The following is a 16436-nucleotide window of genomic DNA, read 5'->3' on the forward strand; positions in this document are numbered from 1 at the left end:
CATGACAGCAATGAAGAAAGTAACAGTCGTTGGAGCCGGGCTTGCGGGAAGTGAAGCGGCCTGGCAAATTGCAGAGCAGGGAGTTGAGGTCACTCTTTATGAAATGCGCCCGGTTAGACAGACGCCGGCGCACCATACCGACAAGTTCGCGGAACTCGTCTGCAGCAACTCCCTGCGCGCGAATTCGTTAACCAATGCAGTCGGGATTTTAAAAGAAGAGATGCGCCGTTTTTCTTCGATTATTATCGATGCTGCAGATGATTGCGCGGTACCGGCCGGGGGAGCGCTTGCCGTTGACCGGCACGAGTTCGCCGAGGCGGTGACGGACCGTATTCGCAATCATCCGCGGATTGAGGTACGCAATGAAGAAATAACGGAAATCCCGGATGGAATTGTCATCATTGCGACAGGTCCGCTTACGTCCCCTGACCTGTCCAATTGCTTAAAAGGGCTGACAGGCCAGGAATACCTTTATTTCTATGACGCTGCGGCACCGATACTCGATAAAGAAACGATCAACATGGATAAAGTGTTTCTCGCTTCACGTTACGACAAAGGAGAAGCGGCTTACCTGAATTGCCCTATGAACGAAGAAGAGTTCGATGCTTTCTATGAGGCGCTTATAACAGCGGAAGAGGTTGCGCTCAAGGAATTTGAGAAGGAAGTGTTTTTCGAAGGCTGCATGCCCATTGAAGTCATGGCAAAACGCGGGAAACAGACGATGCTGTTCGGACCGATGAAGCCGGTTGGCCTTACGGATCCCCGAACCGGCAAACAGCCGTTTGCCGTCGTTCAATTGCGGCAGGATAACAGTGCGGGTACCCTGTATAATATCGTAGGTTTTCAAACCCATCTGAAGTGGCCGGAACAAAAACGGGTCTTTCAAATGATTCCGGGGCTGGAAAACGCGGAAATCGTCCGCTACGGCGTCATCCATCGCAATACGTTTATTAACTCTCCGCGGCTGATGCGCCCCTCGTATCAATACAGAGACCGGGATGACCTGTTCTTTGCCGGGCAGATGACAGGAGTAGAGGGGTACGTCGAATCCGCCGCCTCCGGTTTGATTGCGGGCATTAATGCAGGGCGGCTCGCGCGCGGGCTTGAATCCGTAGAATTCCCTAAAGAAACAGCAATGGGCAGTATGGCGCACTATATTACGACCGCGAATCCGGATAGCTTCCAGCCAATGAACGCCAATTTCGGGTTATTTCCGCCTCTGGAAAAGAAAATACGCAATAAAAAAGAACGGTACGAACAATACGCGCAGCGAGCCCTTGATAAGATTCAGAATTTTTCTCGAAACATCCACAATTTAAGTTGCAGTTAACGGATGGGATATGTTACTATTGATTTGCTCGGTGAGGGAGGTAAAAGAATGGACGGTTCGCAGCCTGATTCGATGCTTCTGCTCTTTAAACAATACCTGCAGATAGAGAAAAACGCTTCACCTCTTACAATAATAAACTATGAGAAGGACATACTTGCCTTTATGGAATTTATGAAGCAGCATGCTGTCTCGGACTATGCTGCTGTTTCTTATGTTCATGTGCGTGCATACCTTTCTTCATTGAACGAGAAACAGTATTCCCGCCGTTCGATTGCAAGAAAGCTCTCAAGCCTGCGCAGCTTTTACCGGTTTCTTATGCGCGAGGAATACCTTGACAGCAACCCGTTTAAAATGGTTTCAACCCCTAAAATCGAGAAGCGCCTCCCTTCGTTTCTGTACCCGAAGGAAGTGGAAATGCTTCTAAGCCTTCCGGATGAAACGAAACACCTCGGGATGCGCGATCGAACCATTTTAGAAGTGTTATACGGCAGCGGGATGCGCGTGTCTGAACTGGCAGGCCTAACGGTTCGCTCGATTGATATGATCATTGGCACTGCGCTTGTTTTTGGTAAAGGAGCGAAGGAGCGTTATGTTCCGCTTGGCAAGTATGCCATTGAAGCGTATAAGAAATACATACAGCACGCAAGGCCGGCACTTCTTAAGGAAAATCGAACGGACATTCTGTTCTTGAACGCGCGGGGAGAACCGCTGACCGATCGCAGCGTGAGGCGTATGATTAACAAGTATGTCGAACAGGCGAGTGAGCTCTTGAAAGTAAGCCCGCACACATTCCGCCATACGTTTGCGACGCATTTGCTCGACAATGGCGCCGATTTGCGAAGCGTGCAGGAAATGCTGGGTCACTCTAATATTTCTTCAACGCAGATTTACACGCATGTAACGAAGGAACGATTGCGTATGGTATACAATCAGGCTCATCCGCGGGCATAGTGATATACATAACGGAGGCGATGTAATGGAAATGTCTTTCCATGCGACAACTATTTTTGCTGTTCAACATAACGGAAGTGCGGCAATGGCGGGTGATGGCCAGGTAACTTTTGGCAATGCGGTTGTTATGAAACAAACAGCGAAGAAAGTCAGAAGGTTATACCATGGGCAGGTAGTGGCCGGGTTTGCCGGGTCTGTTGCAGATGCGATTACGCTATTTGAGAAGTTCGAGGCGAAGCTTGAAGAGTATCACGGTAATTTGCAGCGGGCTGCTGTAGAACTTGCAAAAGACTGGCGTTTAGACAAGGTTTTGCGCCGGCTGGAAGCTCTGATGATTGTGATGAATAAGGATAATATGCTGCTCATTTCCGGAAATGGGGAAATTATTGAACCGGATGATGGGATTCTTGCAATCGGATCCGGCGGCAATTACGCGCTGGCCGCCGGAAGGGCGCTCAAGCAGCATGCTCCTTCACTGACAGCCAAAGAAATGGCGACAGCGGCGCTTACGACAGCCGCGGATATTTGTGTGTATACGAATCATAACCTTGTAGTGGAAGAAATCGACTAACCGGGGGGAAGTGCTTTGAAAAATACGGAACGTTTAACTCCCAGACAAATTGTTGAGCAGCTGGATCACTTCATTGTCGGCCAGAAAGAGGCGAAGCGGGCGGTTGCCATTGCGCTTCGCAACCGATATAGAAGAAATTTGCTTCCGGAAGATATGAAGGACGAAATTGTCCCGAAAAACATTTTAATGATTGGGCCAACGGGAGTCGGGAAAACAGAGATTGCCCGGCGTCTGGCCAAACTGACCGGTGCTCCTTTCATTAAAGTAGAAGCTACCAAGTTTACCGAGGTAGGTTATGTCGGAAGAGACGTGGAATCGATGGTGCGCGATCTCGTGGAAACGGCCGTTCGAATTGTAAAGGCGGAAAAGACCGAAGAGGTAAAAGATAAAGCCGAAGCGATGGCGAATGAACGGCTTGTTCACGTCCTCGTGCCTGGTAAAAAAGCAAACAAATCGTTTAAAAACCCGCTTGAGATGTTTTTTGGCAACCAGGAAGCGAATCAGACCTCGCAATCCCCTGATTCCGAAGAACTTTCTCTGTCCCAGGAAAGACGGCAGGTTGCTCACCAGCTTGCGATGGGCCAGCTGGAGGACACGGTCGTTGAAATCGAAGTAGAGGATGCCGCACCTTCGATGCTGGATATGTTTTCGGGTTCAGGAATTGAACAAATGGGTATTAATATGCAAGAGATGCTTGGGAATTTCATGCCCAAAAAAATGAAGAACCGCAAGCTGCCTGTCCGTGAAGCGAGAAAAGTACTCGTAATTCAAGAGGCACAGAAGCTCATCGATATGGATGAAGTGATGCAGGAATCTGTACAGCGGGCAGAGCAATCAGGCATTATTTTTATCGACGAGATTGATAAAATCGCGGGCAAGGAATCCAATTCGGCGCAAGTGTCCCGGGAAGGGGTACAGCGCGATATTTTACCGATTGTAGAAGGTTCGACCGTGATAACGAAATACGGCCCTGTGAAAACAGACTACGTCCTGTTCATCGCCGCGGGTGCTTTTCACATGGCGAAGCCTTCGGATCTAATCCCCGAATTGCAGGGACGTTTCCCGATTCGTGTGGAACTGGGAAGCCTGCGGGTGGAGGATTTTATCCGCATCCTTACGGAACCGAGAAATGCCCTAATTAAACAATACACCGCGCTCTTAGAGACGGAAGGAATAAAAGTTGAATTTTCTGACGAAGCTGTTAGGGAGATCGCGGCACTCGCAACTGAGGTGAATCAAAACACAGATAATATCGGAGCCAGAAGATTACATACAATTCTTGAAAAATTGCTTGAAGATTTATCATTTGAGGCATCCGATATTAACTTGGAGAAAATTTTAATTACACCTGAGTATGTGAAAGAGAAACTCAAAGACATTGTGGAAGATCGCGATTTAAGCCGTTATATATTATAGAAAATGAAGGAGGATTTACAACAATGGACTTACTTGCAAAAATACGACGCATTAACCGCTTGCTGCAAAAAACGGCAGGACACCCTGTAAACTTTATGGAGATGGCTGAGGTACTAAGCGAAATCATTGGAGCCAACATTTTCGTTCTCAGCCGCAAAGGAAAAATTCTTGGCCACGCGATCGCGCAGGAAGTGGATAATGAACGCATTCGTAAAATGCTGGAAGAGAAGCGTTTTCCGGGAGATTACAGCACCCAGCTCCTGCGGGTGGACGAAACGTCTGCAAACCTTGATATTGAAAGCCCATATACTGCATTCCCGGTTGAGATGAAAGATTTATTCAAAAATGCCTTAACAACGGTTGTACCCGTTATCGGCGGAGGGGATCGTCTCGGCACACTCATACTTGCCCGCGTAAACGAAAAATTTACGGATGACGATTTAGTTCTGGCTGAAGTAGGGGCTACCGTAGTCGGAATGGAAATTCTGAGAGAACGGGCGGAAGAGATTGAACAGGAAGCGCGCAGCAAGGCAGTCGTACAGATGGCGATTGGCTCTCTGTCCTACAGCGAGCTGGAGGCGGTTGAACATATTTTTGAAGAACTGGATGGCAGGGAGGGCTTGCTCGTTGCAAGTAAAATTGCAGACAGGGTAGGGATTACGCGTTCCGTGATTGTCAATGCGCTTCGTAAGCTGGAAAGCGCAGGTGTCATTGAGTCTCGTTCGCTTGGGATGAAGGGAACATACATTAAGATTTTGAATGAGAAGCTGCTGCCTGAATTAGAAAAATTAAAGACTTCGTAAACACGTTAAAATACTTGTTCGGTAAATTAGCCCTATCTTTAAGATAGGGCTTTGTTCATTTACTGCAATCTGCTAATATAAGATCGTTAATTAAATTGTGTATATTTGTCGAATATGCAGGAGATTTTGTCGTAGTATGGAATATAGTAGGTTGAGGATTCAGCTATTGAACAAGTTTTATCTATATATTGGGGGAATAATGCGTGCTTACCATGCCCACTTTGTCGATTTTTGAAAGAGCGCTCGATGCTGCATCGATGCGTCAGCAGGCCATCAGCAATAACATCGCAAATGTTGATACGCCGCACTATAAGTCGGAGAGTGTATCTTTTGAGGACGAGCTGCAGAAAGCATTGAATCAAAACAGCACCTCCTTTACCGCGTACCGGACAGATCCGAAACATTTTACTTTTGGGACCCCGTCGATGCAGAATATCATGCCCCGTTTACATAAAGATACTTCAGTGGGCCCCATGCAGAATTCGGATAATAATGTAGATTTGGACTATGAAATGAGCAATCTGGCAAAAAATCAACTCTGGTATAATGCGCTTGTTCAGCAAACAAGCGGTCAATTCACAAAATTGCGCAGCGTAATCGGAGGAGGAAAATAGCGATGGGGTTATTCGGCAGTTTTGATATAAGCGCATCCGCCTTGACAGCCAACCGCCTGCGTATGGATGTAATATCGAGCAATATCTCGAATGCCAACACGACGCGCGGTGAATATGTCAACGGGCAATGGCAGCCTTATCGCCGTAAGCTGGCGGTTGTTGAACCAAAGACCAATTCCAACTTTGACAGCTTTTTGCAGGCAGCGGTGGGAAATGCGGGAACTGCACAAGCGGCCGGCGTTCGTGTTTCAGAGATTGTTCCTGACAGCACGCCTTTTAAATATGTATATGACCCGACACACCCGGATGCGAATGCGGACGGATATGTGGCAATGCCGAATGTTGATATGCTGAAAGAAATGGTGGATTTAATGTCAACGACGCGTGCGTACGAGTCAAACGCAACCGCAGTGAACGCCGCAAAGGCGATGGCGATAAAAGCTCTGGAAATTGGCAGATAAGGAGAAGACAAATGATAGATAAAATTATATCAGGGTTGCCGATTCAAACAATAAAGGAACCGGCAAGCAATCCTGGGGTTGCGACGCCATATGAAGTGACGAGTTCTTTTTCTTCCTATTTAAAGAACGCACTAAATGAAGTAAACCAACTGCAGGGCGCTGCGGATAAAATGAATCAGGGGCTTGCTACAGGCCAGGTTCAAGATTTGCATCAAGTAATGATGCTTCGCAAAAGTCAGCGATTGCCCTGGATATGACTCTGCAAATCCGCAACAAAGCGGTAGAGGCTTATCAGGAGATTATGAGAATGCAAATTTAGCAATTAATGGTCATTGGCGGGGTGGAGGATGAAAGAGAGATTACAGCAGTGGCGTGAGAGAATCGGAGCATTCTGGGGCCGCTTTTCAAATAAACAAAGAATGTTGATTGGAGCTACTACGGCATTTCTTATTATTGCGATGTCGTTATTTATTTACATTGCATCAAGGCCGAATTACGTTCCGCTATTCAGCGGAAACTTGAGCGAAGTAGACGTCGCCCAGATTAAACAGGAGCTTGATGCCTCGGGGTATCAAGGGCAGTATCAAATCCAGGGGAATAATGTTCTTGTTCCGGAGAAGGACAAGTATAACCTGGCGGCCGATTTAACAGCAAAAGGCATCCCGAAAGGGGACGGTGTACGGCTTGATATTTTCAGCCAGAATATCGGGATGGGCATGACCGACAGGCAGTTTGATGTCGTGGAACGCGACGCTATGCAGACACAGCTTGCGGATTTACTTAAGACGGTTGATGGCGTACGGGATGCGAAAGTTGTCCTCACCATGCCAACAAAGGAAGTATTTATTCGTCCGGACGCAGAGGCATCAAAAGCTACCGCATCGATTGTTGTTGATGTTGAACCCGGCAAGCAGCTGGAGGCGCCGCAGATTAATGCCCTTTATAATTTAGTTTCCAAAAGCGTGCCCAACTTGCCGAAAGAAAACATTGTGATCATGAACCAGTACAGCGAAATGCTGGAGCCTCAGACGGATAACGGGGATGTTTACGCCCTCGATCAGTACGAAAAACAGCGAAAAATCAAAAAAGATATAGAAATGGACATTCAGCGCAACCTGCAAAACATGCTTGGCACGATCTTAGGACGGGACAAGGTCTTTGTATATACGTACGTCAAGCTGAATTTTGACAAGACACAAAGAGAAGAAAACCTTGTCGAACCTGTTGACAAGCAAAACAATGAGGGTATTATTATCAGCGCTGAGAAGATACAGGAAACGTACAGTGGAAAAGGCGCCCAGGCTGGCGGAACCGCCGGGACGGGCCAAACACAAATTCCAGGCTATCCGGGAGCGGCAGGCACCGGGGACGGCCAATACGAAAAAACAGAGGACCGGGTCAATCGTGAAGTGAACCGGGTTAAGCAGAATATCGTAGGGCAGCCGTACAAAATCGATGATATTACGATTAATGTAGGGGTAGAGCCTCCGGATCCGACAAAGCCGGCGAGCCTTACTCCGGACACGCAGAATCGTATTCAGCAATTGCTTGGAAATGTGGTGCGGGCTTCCCTCTCCTCTCAGGGAACCCAATTCACACAGCAGCAAATTAACGACAGAATCAGCGTGTTCCCACAGGCGTTTAGCGGAAAGCAGCAGGTTGCTCAGCCGGCTAATAACATGTGGAGAAACATCGCGATCTACGGCGGCATCGGCCTTGTTGTTATCGCCGGTATCATTGCATTTATTCTCGTTCGCCGCAGAAGGAACCAGGAAGAAGAGGAAGAAGTGCTGCAGGCTCCGCCGCTTGAAGTTCCCGAACTTGAATATGCCGATGAAGGGGAAGAGGCAATCGTGCGCAAGCAGCTGGAAAAATTGGCCAAACAACGGCCGGAGGAATTTGTCGGCTTGCTTCGCACATGGTTAGCAGATGAATAAAAGTGAGGGATGGACATGGCAAGGCCGGCAAAGGAATTAAGCGGGAGACAAAAGGCCGCAATTCTTCTCATTTCGCTTGGTCCAGAAGTATCTGCCCAGGTTTTCAAGCATTTGCGTGAAGAAGAGATAGAGCAGCTAACACTTGAAATTGCGAATGTACGGAAAGTAGATATTACGGAAAAAGATACGGTTTTAACGGAATTTCACCAGATTTGTGTTGCCCAGGAGTATATTTCGCAGGGCGGAATTAATTATGCGAAGGAAATCCTTGAGAAGGCGCTGGGCCAGCAGAAAGCATTCGATATTATCAACCGGTTGACGGCCCACCTTCAGGTTCGGCCTTTTGATTTTGCCAGGAAGGCTGACCCGGCACAAATTTTAAACTTTATTCAAAATGAGCATCCGCAAACGATTGCCCTTGTCCTTTCTTACTTGGAACCGGAACAATCAGCGATTATCCTGTCGGCTTTACCGCAGGAGAGAATGGCTGAGGTTGCCAGGAGGATCGCTTTAATGGACAGCACATCACCGGAAGTTATCAGCCAGGTGGAACATGTTTTAGAACAGAAGCTCTCTTCTACCGTTGTACAGGATTACACGCAGGCAGGCGGGGTAGAAGCGGTCGTAAATGTGCTGAATAACGTAGACCGTGGAACAGAGCGTGTGATTCTGGACACGCTTGAAATCCAGGACCCTGAACTTGCGGAAGAAATCAAGAAAAGAATGTTTGTGTTTGAAGATATCGTTACGCTTGATGATAAGTCGATCCAGCGCGTCATTCGTGATATTGAAAATGCTGATTTAATGCTGGCGCTGAAGGTTGCCAGCGAAGAGGTGCGCAACGTTATATTCCGCAATATGTCGAAGCGTATGGTTGATACATTTAAAGAAGAGATGGAATTTATGGGACCGGTGCGTCTGCGCGATGTTGAAGAAGCACAGACGCGGATCGTCGGAACGATCAGGCGCCTTGAGGAATCTGGTGAGATTATCATTGCCCGTGGTGGGGGAGATGAAATAATTGTCTAGAATTATTAAATCTTCTTCTTATTCCACAGTGGGAAATAAACGTGTTATTGAGCATCCGGTACAGGCGCCCGCTGAACCTGAGGACAATATGGTGGATGGCGATGCTCCGCTAAATATGGATGCACAGGTTTCAACCGGGGTTGACCAAGTCATTCGTCAGGCACAGGAACAGGCGGAACAAATCATTCAGGATGCTGTTCAGCAAACGGAACAAACGGCGAATGAGTCCAGGCAGGAGATTGAATGGTGGTGGGAGCAGCGAAGGCAGGAGGATGAAGCTGTCCGCGCCCAGGTGCAGGAGCAGGCGTTTCAACAGGGGCTTGAGCTTGGTAAAGAGGAAGGACAGCGCATGGTGTACGAAGAGTATTCATTAGCGCTGCAGCAGGCGAGGGCCATTCTCGAAGAAGCTCCGGTTATGAAGCGAACGGTTATCGGGGAAGCCGAATCGTTTGTACTGGATCTAACGCTTGGTATTGCCAGGAAGATTATCGGTGAGCAGCTCGCTGCCGATAAAGAGAATCTGCTTGCTCTCATACGCAAGGCCCTGTCCCAAACGCAGGAATACAAATCATTGAGCGTAGCGGTAAGCCCGGACGCCTATGAATACGTCCAGGAGAACCGTGGTAAACTGCTTGAGGTGCTTGACAGTCAAATCGAGATGTTGATTGTTCCGGACGAATCCATAACCGAAGGCGGGTGTGTGGTTCGGACCTCATTGGGAAGCGTTGATGCAAGGGTGGACACACAGCTTGAGGAAATCAAAAAGGCGTTAGCAGACCTTACGACAAATGGAAGCGAGTAAACGTATGCTGGATGTTGAGAAGTATTTATCTGCATTGCACAACATAAATCCAATACGGGTGAATGGCAAAGTGTCCCAGGTTATCGGACTAACCGTAGAATCGATGGGGCCGGATGTTCGTGTCGGGGAAGTTTGTGAAATTTATCCTTCCGGGCTTGCGGCTCCTTCACTTGCCGAGGTTGTAGGGTTCAAAGATAACAAAGTCCTCCTCATGCCGCTCGGTGATTTAGGGGCCATCGGTCCGGGATGTGATGTAGTAGCAACAGGCAAGCCCCTCACCGTGAAAGTCGGCCCTGAACTGCTGGGGAACATTCTCGATGGAAACGGAAGGCTGATGAATGGCGGAAGTTTACCCAAAGGAATGGCGGAGTACCCCGTAGACAACCAGCCGCCCAATCCTCTGGCGCGGCCCAGAATCAGGGAACCGCTCTCGGTTGGTGTGCGGGCGATTGATGGGCTGCTTACCGTAGGAAAAGGGCAGCGAATCGGGATTTTCGCCGGAAGCGGCGTTGGAAAGAGTACCCTTCTGAGCATGATCGCAAGAAATACAGAAGCAGATGTTAATGTCATCGGGTTAATTGGAGAGCGCGGGCGAGAGGTAGCTGATTTTATCGAACGCGATCTTGGAGAAGAAGGCTGCGCCGCTCCGTTGTCATCGTGGCCACATCTGATCAACCTGCACTCGTAAGGATTAAGGGAGCACTGCTTACGACTGCGGTTGCTGAATATTTCCGCGATCAGGGATTGAACGTTATGATGATGATGGATTCTGTCACCCGGTTCGCAATGGCCCAGCGTGAAGTTGGGCTGGCGATTGGCGAACCGCCCGCAACCCGCGGGTATACGCCGTCGGTTTTTGCCATGCTGCCCAAGCTGATGGAACGGGCGGGAACTTCTTCTAAAGGGACGATCACTGCTTTTTATACCGTTCTCGTAGAAGGAGACGACATGAACGATCCGATTGCCGACTCCGTGCGTGGGATACTGGATGGACATATTGTTCTCAGTCGTAAAATTGCCCACACAGGCCACTACCCTGCCATTGATATATTAGGAAGTGTGAGCCGCGTAATGAAAGAAATTGTCACCCCTGAGCATAATGCTGCCGCAGGGAGTTGAAGCGGCTGATGGCTATCTACCGTGATGCTGAAGACTTGATTAATATCGGAGCCTATAAAATGGGGGCAAACCGGGATATTGATATGGCGATTAAATACCGGGACATTATTATGCATTATACGGGCCAGGGAACCGACGAAATTTCTTCGCTCGATAACGCGATTGCGTCGCTTACGGCTACGTTTAGTACGAAAAAGTAGGTGTTGATTATGTCATTTCATTATTCATTTCAGAAAATCCTGGATATGAAAGAGAAGGAGAAGGAGCAGGCTGAGATGAGCTACAGCAAGTCAATGCAGACCCTTCAAGTGGAACAGAAGCGCCTGTTCACCCTGCAGCAGACAAAAGAAGAGATGGAGCGGCGCATGATCCGGAATGAAGAGAGCATTTCTCTTTCTGAACTGAAAGACTCCTACCAGTACTTACACCATTTGCAGAAGCTAGTCTTGCAGGCACATCATACGACGATCCAGGCAGAAAAAGAAGTAGAGTACAAGCAGGAGATTCTTACAGAGAAAGCGATGGATGAGAAAGTGTGGTCCAAGCTTAAAGATAAGTCGTATGTAAGATATATAGAGACAATGAAAGTGACAGAACAAAAGGAGTTAGACGAAATTGCAATCGCGCGCTATTACAGGCAAAGGGCAGCTCGCCGGGAGTAAGGAGGTTTGCTTATGGAAGAGATGGGTGAGGAGCAATCCTATAGTAAACTGGAGTGGTTCTTTTATATCGTTTTTATCCCGCTTCTTTTTACTGTTGTCTTGGCTGGGATTATCGCGCAGATGTTCGGATACAATGTCGTAGGTGTACTGGCCAAAGGATTAAATCAAATCCCAGTTGTTGAAAAAGTAATTCCAGACTCGATTGCACCTGCGCCTCCGACAGCGACAGAGGGTAAAAAAACGTCAGGAACGAACGATAACACGACCGGGGAATTACGTGCCCAGATTCTGAGCAAAGACAAGGAAATTGCAGCGATTAAAGAGGCATCAAACAATGATAAACAAACAATCAGGCAGTTGGAGCAGCAGATAGCAAGCCTCAAACAAGCTTCAGCTGCGGGCAGCGAGGCGGCAGCAGCAGATAGGAAAAAGCAAATTCAGGACGTAGCAAAAACATACACATCAATGTCCGCCGGTAAAGCTGCCCCTATTATTGAAAAGCTGACATTACAGGAGGCATCCTATGTAATGCTTGCTATGAAGCCGGAAGAAAGAGCTGCCATTTTTGCGAAAATGGACCCGCAAAAAGCGGCTGATCTATCGATCCTGCTTAAAGATATGACATTGTCGAAAGACGCGGATATTGCCTCCATGCAAAAACGCATTCAGGCACTGGTTGCCTCTCTTGGAAATGCAAAGAAGAAGTAATACTGAATTAGCTAAAAATGAGTGACATATTAATCGCGGATTTTATTGTATTTTACAAGAGATTACAATATATTTAGGGGAAAGGAGGTGGAAAAATGACGACAATACAAGTAAACGGGAACGCAGAGAAGCCGATTTCCCCGGCAGCGGGCTCCGCAAACAAAACGGCCAGCACAGACGGGGGCTCATTTGGGAAAGAGATGGAATCTGCGGTAGCGGCGATTACATCAGTGGCAGTGCCGCAAGAACAAATTTCGACAGGCGGAACAGGCGCACAGCAGCTGGAAGAAACAAACCTCTCGGCCCTTGAGAAAATGCTCGATTCACTTCTTGCTCTCATGAAGGCGCAGCCTGATCCTGGCAAGGATAACAGTGAGATAAGCCCGGAACTTTATTCGGTTTTGCAGCAAATATATCAACTGATGACCGGTGAAAACCAGATTCAGGTACAACTCACCCGCCCGGCGGAACAGCAGCTTATTGTTTCATCGCAGCAACTGTTAGCCATCTATCAAAACCTCGGCGCGAAAAAGGAAACCCTCCCAGGGGCAGCGGAACTAACACAAAAGGTTGTGAATTTACTTTCCTCCCTTTCGCCTGAAAAAGAGGGAAATCTGCCAAAGGACTTTCTGGCAAAAGTGCAGGAAGCTCTTCGTTTGCTAAATTCACCCGGCAAACAGACAGCGGCAACTACCGGGGAAACTGGATCGAGGATAGAGCAGGCTACAGCGCCGGTTCAAGCAGATACCAAACAAGTACCGGCAAAGGGAGCAGTAATGGCTCCTGTGGAACAGCCAAATGATAGTGAAACAAGCCAAACGCCGGTTCAAGAAGACGGGGAGGCAACAAAGGTTGGCCATCACCAGTCACAAAATCCAATGCCAGCCAGTGTTGAAAAGAATCAAACAGTATGGAAATCCAGCACGGATACGCCTTTAATTCCGTCTCGCTTCTTCGCTAAAGAAATCGAAGCCATGGTTGCAAGACAAATCCAGGTGAACCGTGGAACCGGGGCAGTGGAAACGACTCTTCGCCTTTTCCCGGAAAACCTTGGCCAGGTTGACGTCCGCATTACAGCATTAAACGGACAGATAACGGCTCACTTCGTAACGAGCAGTACGGCAGGAAAAGAAGCGGTGGAACAGCAGCTTCATCAGCTGCGCAGCGCACTCATACAGCAGGGGCTTTATGTAGAAAAAATAGAGGTCTCCCAGAACAGTACCACAGCAGCAGGCGCTTCAAACAACGATATGCTGGATCAGGGGAAAGGAAATTCCCGCCAGCAACAGCAGGGTGAGAAGCAAGAGGAATCGTCTGAGCCTGCTCCCGTGTTTGATTTGGCTTCCCTTCTCCAGGAGGATGAACCTGCGGCAGGCAGCAGCATGAGTAAGGAAATTAATACAATTGCATGAGGAAGGGGGAGACGGGATGAGTACGATTGAAACAGCTGTAAACCATACCGCATCTTTTTCAAATGCGAAACAGAAATCGTTTCAAGAACAGTCTAAGCTCGGGAAAGATGATTTTTTAAAAATTCTTGTTACACAGCTGCAGAATCAAGATCCGACACAGCCTTTGCAGGACCGGGAATTTATTGCGCAAATGACACAGTTCAGTTCGCTTGAGCAGATGACACAGCTCAATGAAATGTTCAGCCAGTTCGCCCAATCCCAAACGATTGGCGGTTTTTCAAACATGATTGGCAAGAAGATTACCTGGACGGAGACTGAAACAGAAGGCACCGGCGATAATGCGGTAGAGAAAGACGTTACCAGGGAAGGAATTGTCTCCGCGGTCAGCATGAAGGACGGCAAAACGCAGGCCGTGCTTGAAGACGGCAAAAAGCTGGATGTGACGAAGATCGAAACGGTTTCCGATCCGTCCGCCAAACCGCCAGAATCACCGGCCGGCACGGGTACAGGGCAATGAATCAAATAAAAGCAGGACAAGTTTATTTTCCTCAATCACTGCCGCAGGTTCAGCAAAGAAAAAAAACGGCTGTCCAGCCGGAACAATCGTTTGGAAATGTACTGCAGCAGAAAATTCAGGGGAAAACGACGGAGCAGCTTCAATTCTCTAACCATGCTTTGCAAAGGCTGGAGAAACGGGGAATCACGCTAAACCAGGAAGAGCTAACGAAACTGGCCGGTGCAGTTGAAAAAGCGGGGCAAAAAGGTGCACGTGAATCTCTTATTCTGATGAAGAATGTAGCTTATATCGTAAGTGTGCCGAATAAAAAAGTAATCACAGCTGTTGATAGCCATTCGATGCAGGATCATGTGTTTACGAGCATCGATAGTGCAATTATCGTCAATGAATAAATAGGATGGGCCGGACCTCACTGAGGGAGCCCCGTACCGCTGACTGACAGAAGCGGTACATTTAAGAGGAGGAAATAAGAATGCTTCGATCTTTATATTCTGGTGTTGCGGGCATGCGCGGATTCCAAACAAAGCTCGATGTTATCGGAAATAACATCGCAAACGTAAACACGGTTGGTTACAAGAAGAGCCGGGTCATGTTTCAGGATATCCTGAGTCAGACAGTTGCCGGAGGAAAAGCAGCAGAAGCGGGAGCAACAGGCGGGATTAACGGTAAGCAAATCGGACTTGGGTCGACGGTTTCTTCCATTGATGTTATCCATACACCCGGTTCCCCTCAAGTAACAAACGTGGGCTCCGACTTATCGATTCACGGCAACGGTTTTTTCGTTGTTAGGCCTACAGCGGATGCTGGAGAAATGTTTTTGACGCGTGCAGGCAACTTCACGATTGACGCTGCTAATCAGCTGGTTACTTCAAGCGGAATGCTCGTTGTAGACGAGGGGGGCGCGCCGATCACCCTGCCTGATGGTACGAAAAGCTATTCTATCGCACCGGATGGAACTGTAAACGCAACGGATGAGGCCGGACAAACGACCCCTGCCGGAAAAATCGGGATTGCCCTTGTGCAAAACCCGGGAGGGCTTGAAAAGGTTGGCGGATCCTTATATAGAGCAACCCCGGCTTCTGATGTAACCATTTCTGATGGGGGAGATGTTACTGAACTGATGACCAAGGCGGGCACACGAGGAGATGTTATTGCCGGCGAGCTTGAAATGTCAAACGTCGATTTAGCGGAAGAGTTTACTGAAATGATTATTACACAGCGCGGATTCCAGGCGAACTCTCGCATTATTACGACCTCAGACTCTATTCTTGAAGAACTTGTAAACCTGAAGCGCTAAAGCAATAGGATGGAGAGGGGGGTTCCTCCCCTCTTTTCATCTATAAAAAGAGCCATACAATTTATCCTTTCGGAGGCTATATGATATACCTTACACGGTTGAACGGAAAGAAGCATGTGATCAACGCGCTGCTCATTGAAACACTCGAAGCCACGCCGGATACCGTCATTACACTAGTAAATGGGAAAAAGTTTGTCGTTAAAGAAAGTTTGCCAGATGTTCTTTCCCTGGTAAGTATATATTATAAAGAAATCAATGCAATCAAAGCGTTAACGATGCATACTAGAGAGAAAGAGTCGGAGGAGCCAGACGATGGGGAATCTATTTAAGAATAAACTATTTAATATTGCACTTATTATTATTATTGCGATTACTCTCCTTGGAGTTGTTACCTTTGTTTTGTGGCAGACGTATCTAAAACCGGCACCTGCCGGGACGGCGGCACAAGAAACGAAAAAAGAGGTTAGTGCAGCGGAGTTTCAAAAAGTAACATATGAAACCGAAGAAATCCGGACAAACCTTGCAACCGGAACTTTAATTGTAGCTAAGTTTGCAATTCAAGCGGACGGCGAGAATGCAAAGAATGAACTTGAGTTGCGAAAAGCGCAGGTGAATAACATCATTATAAGAGCACTTTCTTCGATGAAGCCTGATGACATAAAGGATGCAAAAGGGATAGACAAAATGCAGGAAACAATGAAAAAAGATTTAAACGGGGTCATGCAGGAAGGCAAAGTAGTACAAGTGATTACTACGAATAAAATAGTAGATTTATAGTCTTACTTTTGCTAGTTTGTAGCCGCACAA

General features: G+C 47.8%; 18 protein-coding genes and 2 pseudogenes. All 20 read left to right on the top strand.

Going from position 1 to position 16436, the window contains the following annotated elements; genetic code table 11:
• Position 1 precedes the first annotated feature (1 nt).
• Positions 2–1330, top strand: a complete 1329-nt coding sequence (trmFO, locus tag MBEAL2_RS07210) for an FADH(2)-oxidizing methylenetetrahydrofolate--tRNA-(uracil(54)-C(5))-methyltransferase TrmFO (RefSeq protein ID WP_047151638.1) — start codon at positions 2–4, stop codon at positions 1328–1330.
• 48 nt (positions 1331–1378) lie between these two features.
• Entirely contained in the window at positions 1379–2281 is a 903-nt protein-coding gene (gene xerC, locus MBEAL2_RS07215) for a tyrosine recombinase XerC (RefSeq protein WP_047151639.1), read from the top strand.
• Positions 2282–2306: 25 nt separating this feature from the next.
• A complete protein-coding gene (hslV, locus tag MBEAL2_RS07220) occupies positions 2307–2852 on the top strand; it encodes an ATP-dependent protease subunit HslV (protein WP_047151640.1) in 546 nt (181 codons plus the stop codon).
• Between the two features lie 15 nt (positions 2853–2867).
• A complete protein-coding gene (gene hslU, locus MBEAL2_RS07225) occupies positions 2868–4268 on the top strand; it encodes an ATP-dependent protease ATPase subunit HslU (RefSeq protein ID WP_047151641.1) in 1401 nt (466 codons plus the stop codon).
• 23 nt (positions 4269–4291) lie between these two features.
• Positions 4292–5071, top strand: a complete 780-nt coding sequence (gene codY, locus MBEAL2_RS07230; protein WP_047151642.1) for a GTP-sensing pleiotropic transcriptional regulator CodY — start codon at positions 4292–4294, stop codon at positions 5069–5071.
• 212 nt (positions 5072–5283) lie between these two features.
• On the top strand, positions 5284–5685 hold the full coding sequence (flgB, locus tag MBEAL2_RS07235; protein ID WP_047151713.1) for a flagellar basal body rod protein FlgB: 402 nt from the start codon (positions 5284–5286) through the stop codon (positions 5683–5685).
• Positions 5686–5687: 2 nt separating this feature from the next.
• A complete protein-coding gene (flgC, locus tag MBEAL2_RS07240; protein ID WP_047151643.1) occupies positions 5688–6146 on the top strand; it encodes a flagellar basal body rod protein FlgC in 459 nt (152 codons plus the stop codon).
• 11 nt (positions 6147–6157) lie between these two features.
• A pseudogene (gene fliE / locus MBEAL2_RS07245) lies at positions 6158–6465 on the top strand (flagellar hook-basal body complex protein FliE).
• Between the two features lie 28 nt (positions 6466–6493).
• A complete protein-coding gene (gene fliF, locus MBEAL2_RS07250) occupies positions 6494–8083 on the top strand; it encodes a flagellar basal-body MS-ring/collar protein FliF (protein ID WP_047151644.1) in 1590 nt (529 codons plus the stop codon).
• Positions 8084–8098: 15 nt separating this feature from the next.
• Positions 8099–9112: a flagellar motor switch protein FliG gene (gene fliG / locus MBEAL2_RS07255; RefSeq protein WP_047151645.1), complete on the top strand. Its 1014-nt coding sequence runs from the start codon at positions 8099–8101 to the stop codon at positions 9110–9112.
• The gene (locus MBEAL2_RS07260) at positions 9105–9914 is read left to right on the top strand and encodes a FliH/SctL family protein (RefSeq protein ID WP_052947543.1); all 810 of its coding nucleotides are present in this window, start codon (positions 9105–9107) and stop codon (positions 9912–9914) included. Before fliG ends, MBEAL2_RS07260 begins: the two co-directional genes overlap by 8 nt.
• 4 nt (positions 9915–9918) lie before the next feature.
• Positions 9919–11233 (top strand): annotated as a pseudogene (gene fliI / locus MBEAL2_RS07265) (flagellar protein export ATPase FliI).
• Between the two features lie 9 nt (positions 11234–11242).
• Positions 11243–11695 (top strand): flagellar export protein FliJ, encoded by a 453-nt coding sequence (fliJ, locus tag MBEAL2_RS07270; RefSeq protein ID WP_047151646.1) that lies wholly within the window; start codon positions 11243–11245, stop codon positions 11693–11695.
• Between the two features lie 12 nt (positions 11696–11707).
• Complete coding sequence (locus MBEAL2_RS07275; protein WP_052947544.1) at positions 11708–12403, top strand: MotE family protein; 696 nt, start codon at positions 11708–11710, stop codon at positions 12401–12403.
• Between the two features lie 95 nt (positions 12404–12498).
• Positions 12499–13815, top strand: a complete 1317-nt coding sequence (locus MBEAL2_RS07280; protein ID WP_047151647.1) for a flagellar hook-length control protein FliK — start codon at positions 12499–12501, stop codon at positions 13813–13815.
• A gap of 16 nt (positions 13816–13831) precedes the next feature.
• Positions 13832–14332, top strand: a complete 501-nt coding sequence (gene flgD, locus MBEAL2_RS07285) for a flagellar hook assembly protein FlgD (protein WP_047151648.1) — start codon at positions 13832–13834, stop codon at positions 14330–14332.
• Positions 14329–14724 (top strand): TIGR02530 family flagellar biosynthesis protein, encoded by a 396-nt coding sequence (locus MBEAL2_RS07290; RefSeq protein ID WP_047151649.1) that lies wholly within the window; start codon positions 14329–14331, stop codon positions 14722–14724. The genes flgD and MBEAL2_RS07290 overlap by 4 nt, the downstream gene beginning before the upstream one ends.
• Before the next feature lie 80 nt (positions 14725–14804).
• Positions 14805–15629, top strand: coding sequence for a flagellar basal body rod protein FlgG (flgG, locus tag MBEAL2_RS07295; protein WP_047151650.1), 825 nt, complete (start codon positions 14805–14807; stop codon positions 15627–15629).
• 80 nt (positions 15630–15709) lie between these two features.
• Complete coding sequence (locus tag MBEAL2_RS07300; protein WP_047151651.1) at positions 15710–15958, top strand: flagellar FlbD family protein; 249 nt, start codon at positions 15710–15712, stop codon at positions 15956–15958.
• Complete coding sequence (locus MBEAL2_RS07305; protein WP_047151652.1) at positions 15942–16406, top strand: flagellar basal body-associated FliL family protein; 465 nt, start codon at positions 15942–15944, stop codon at positions 16404–16406. The genes MBEAL2_RS07300 and MBEAL2_RS07305 overlap by 17 nt, the downstream gene beginning before the upstream one ends.
• Positions 16407–16436 lie beyond the last annotated feature (30 nt).

Origin of the sequence: Aneurinibacillus tyrosinisolvens (assembly GCF_001015055.1) — a bacterium.
GTDB classification, from domain to species: domain Bacteria; phylum Bacillota; class Bacilli; order Aneurinibacillales; family Aneurinibacillaceae; genus Aneurinibacillus_A; species Aneurinibacillus_A tyrosinisolvens.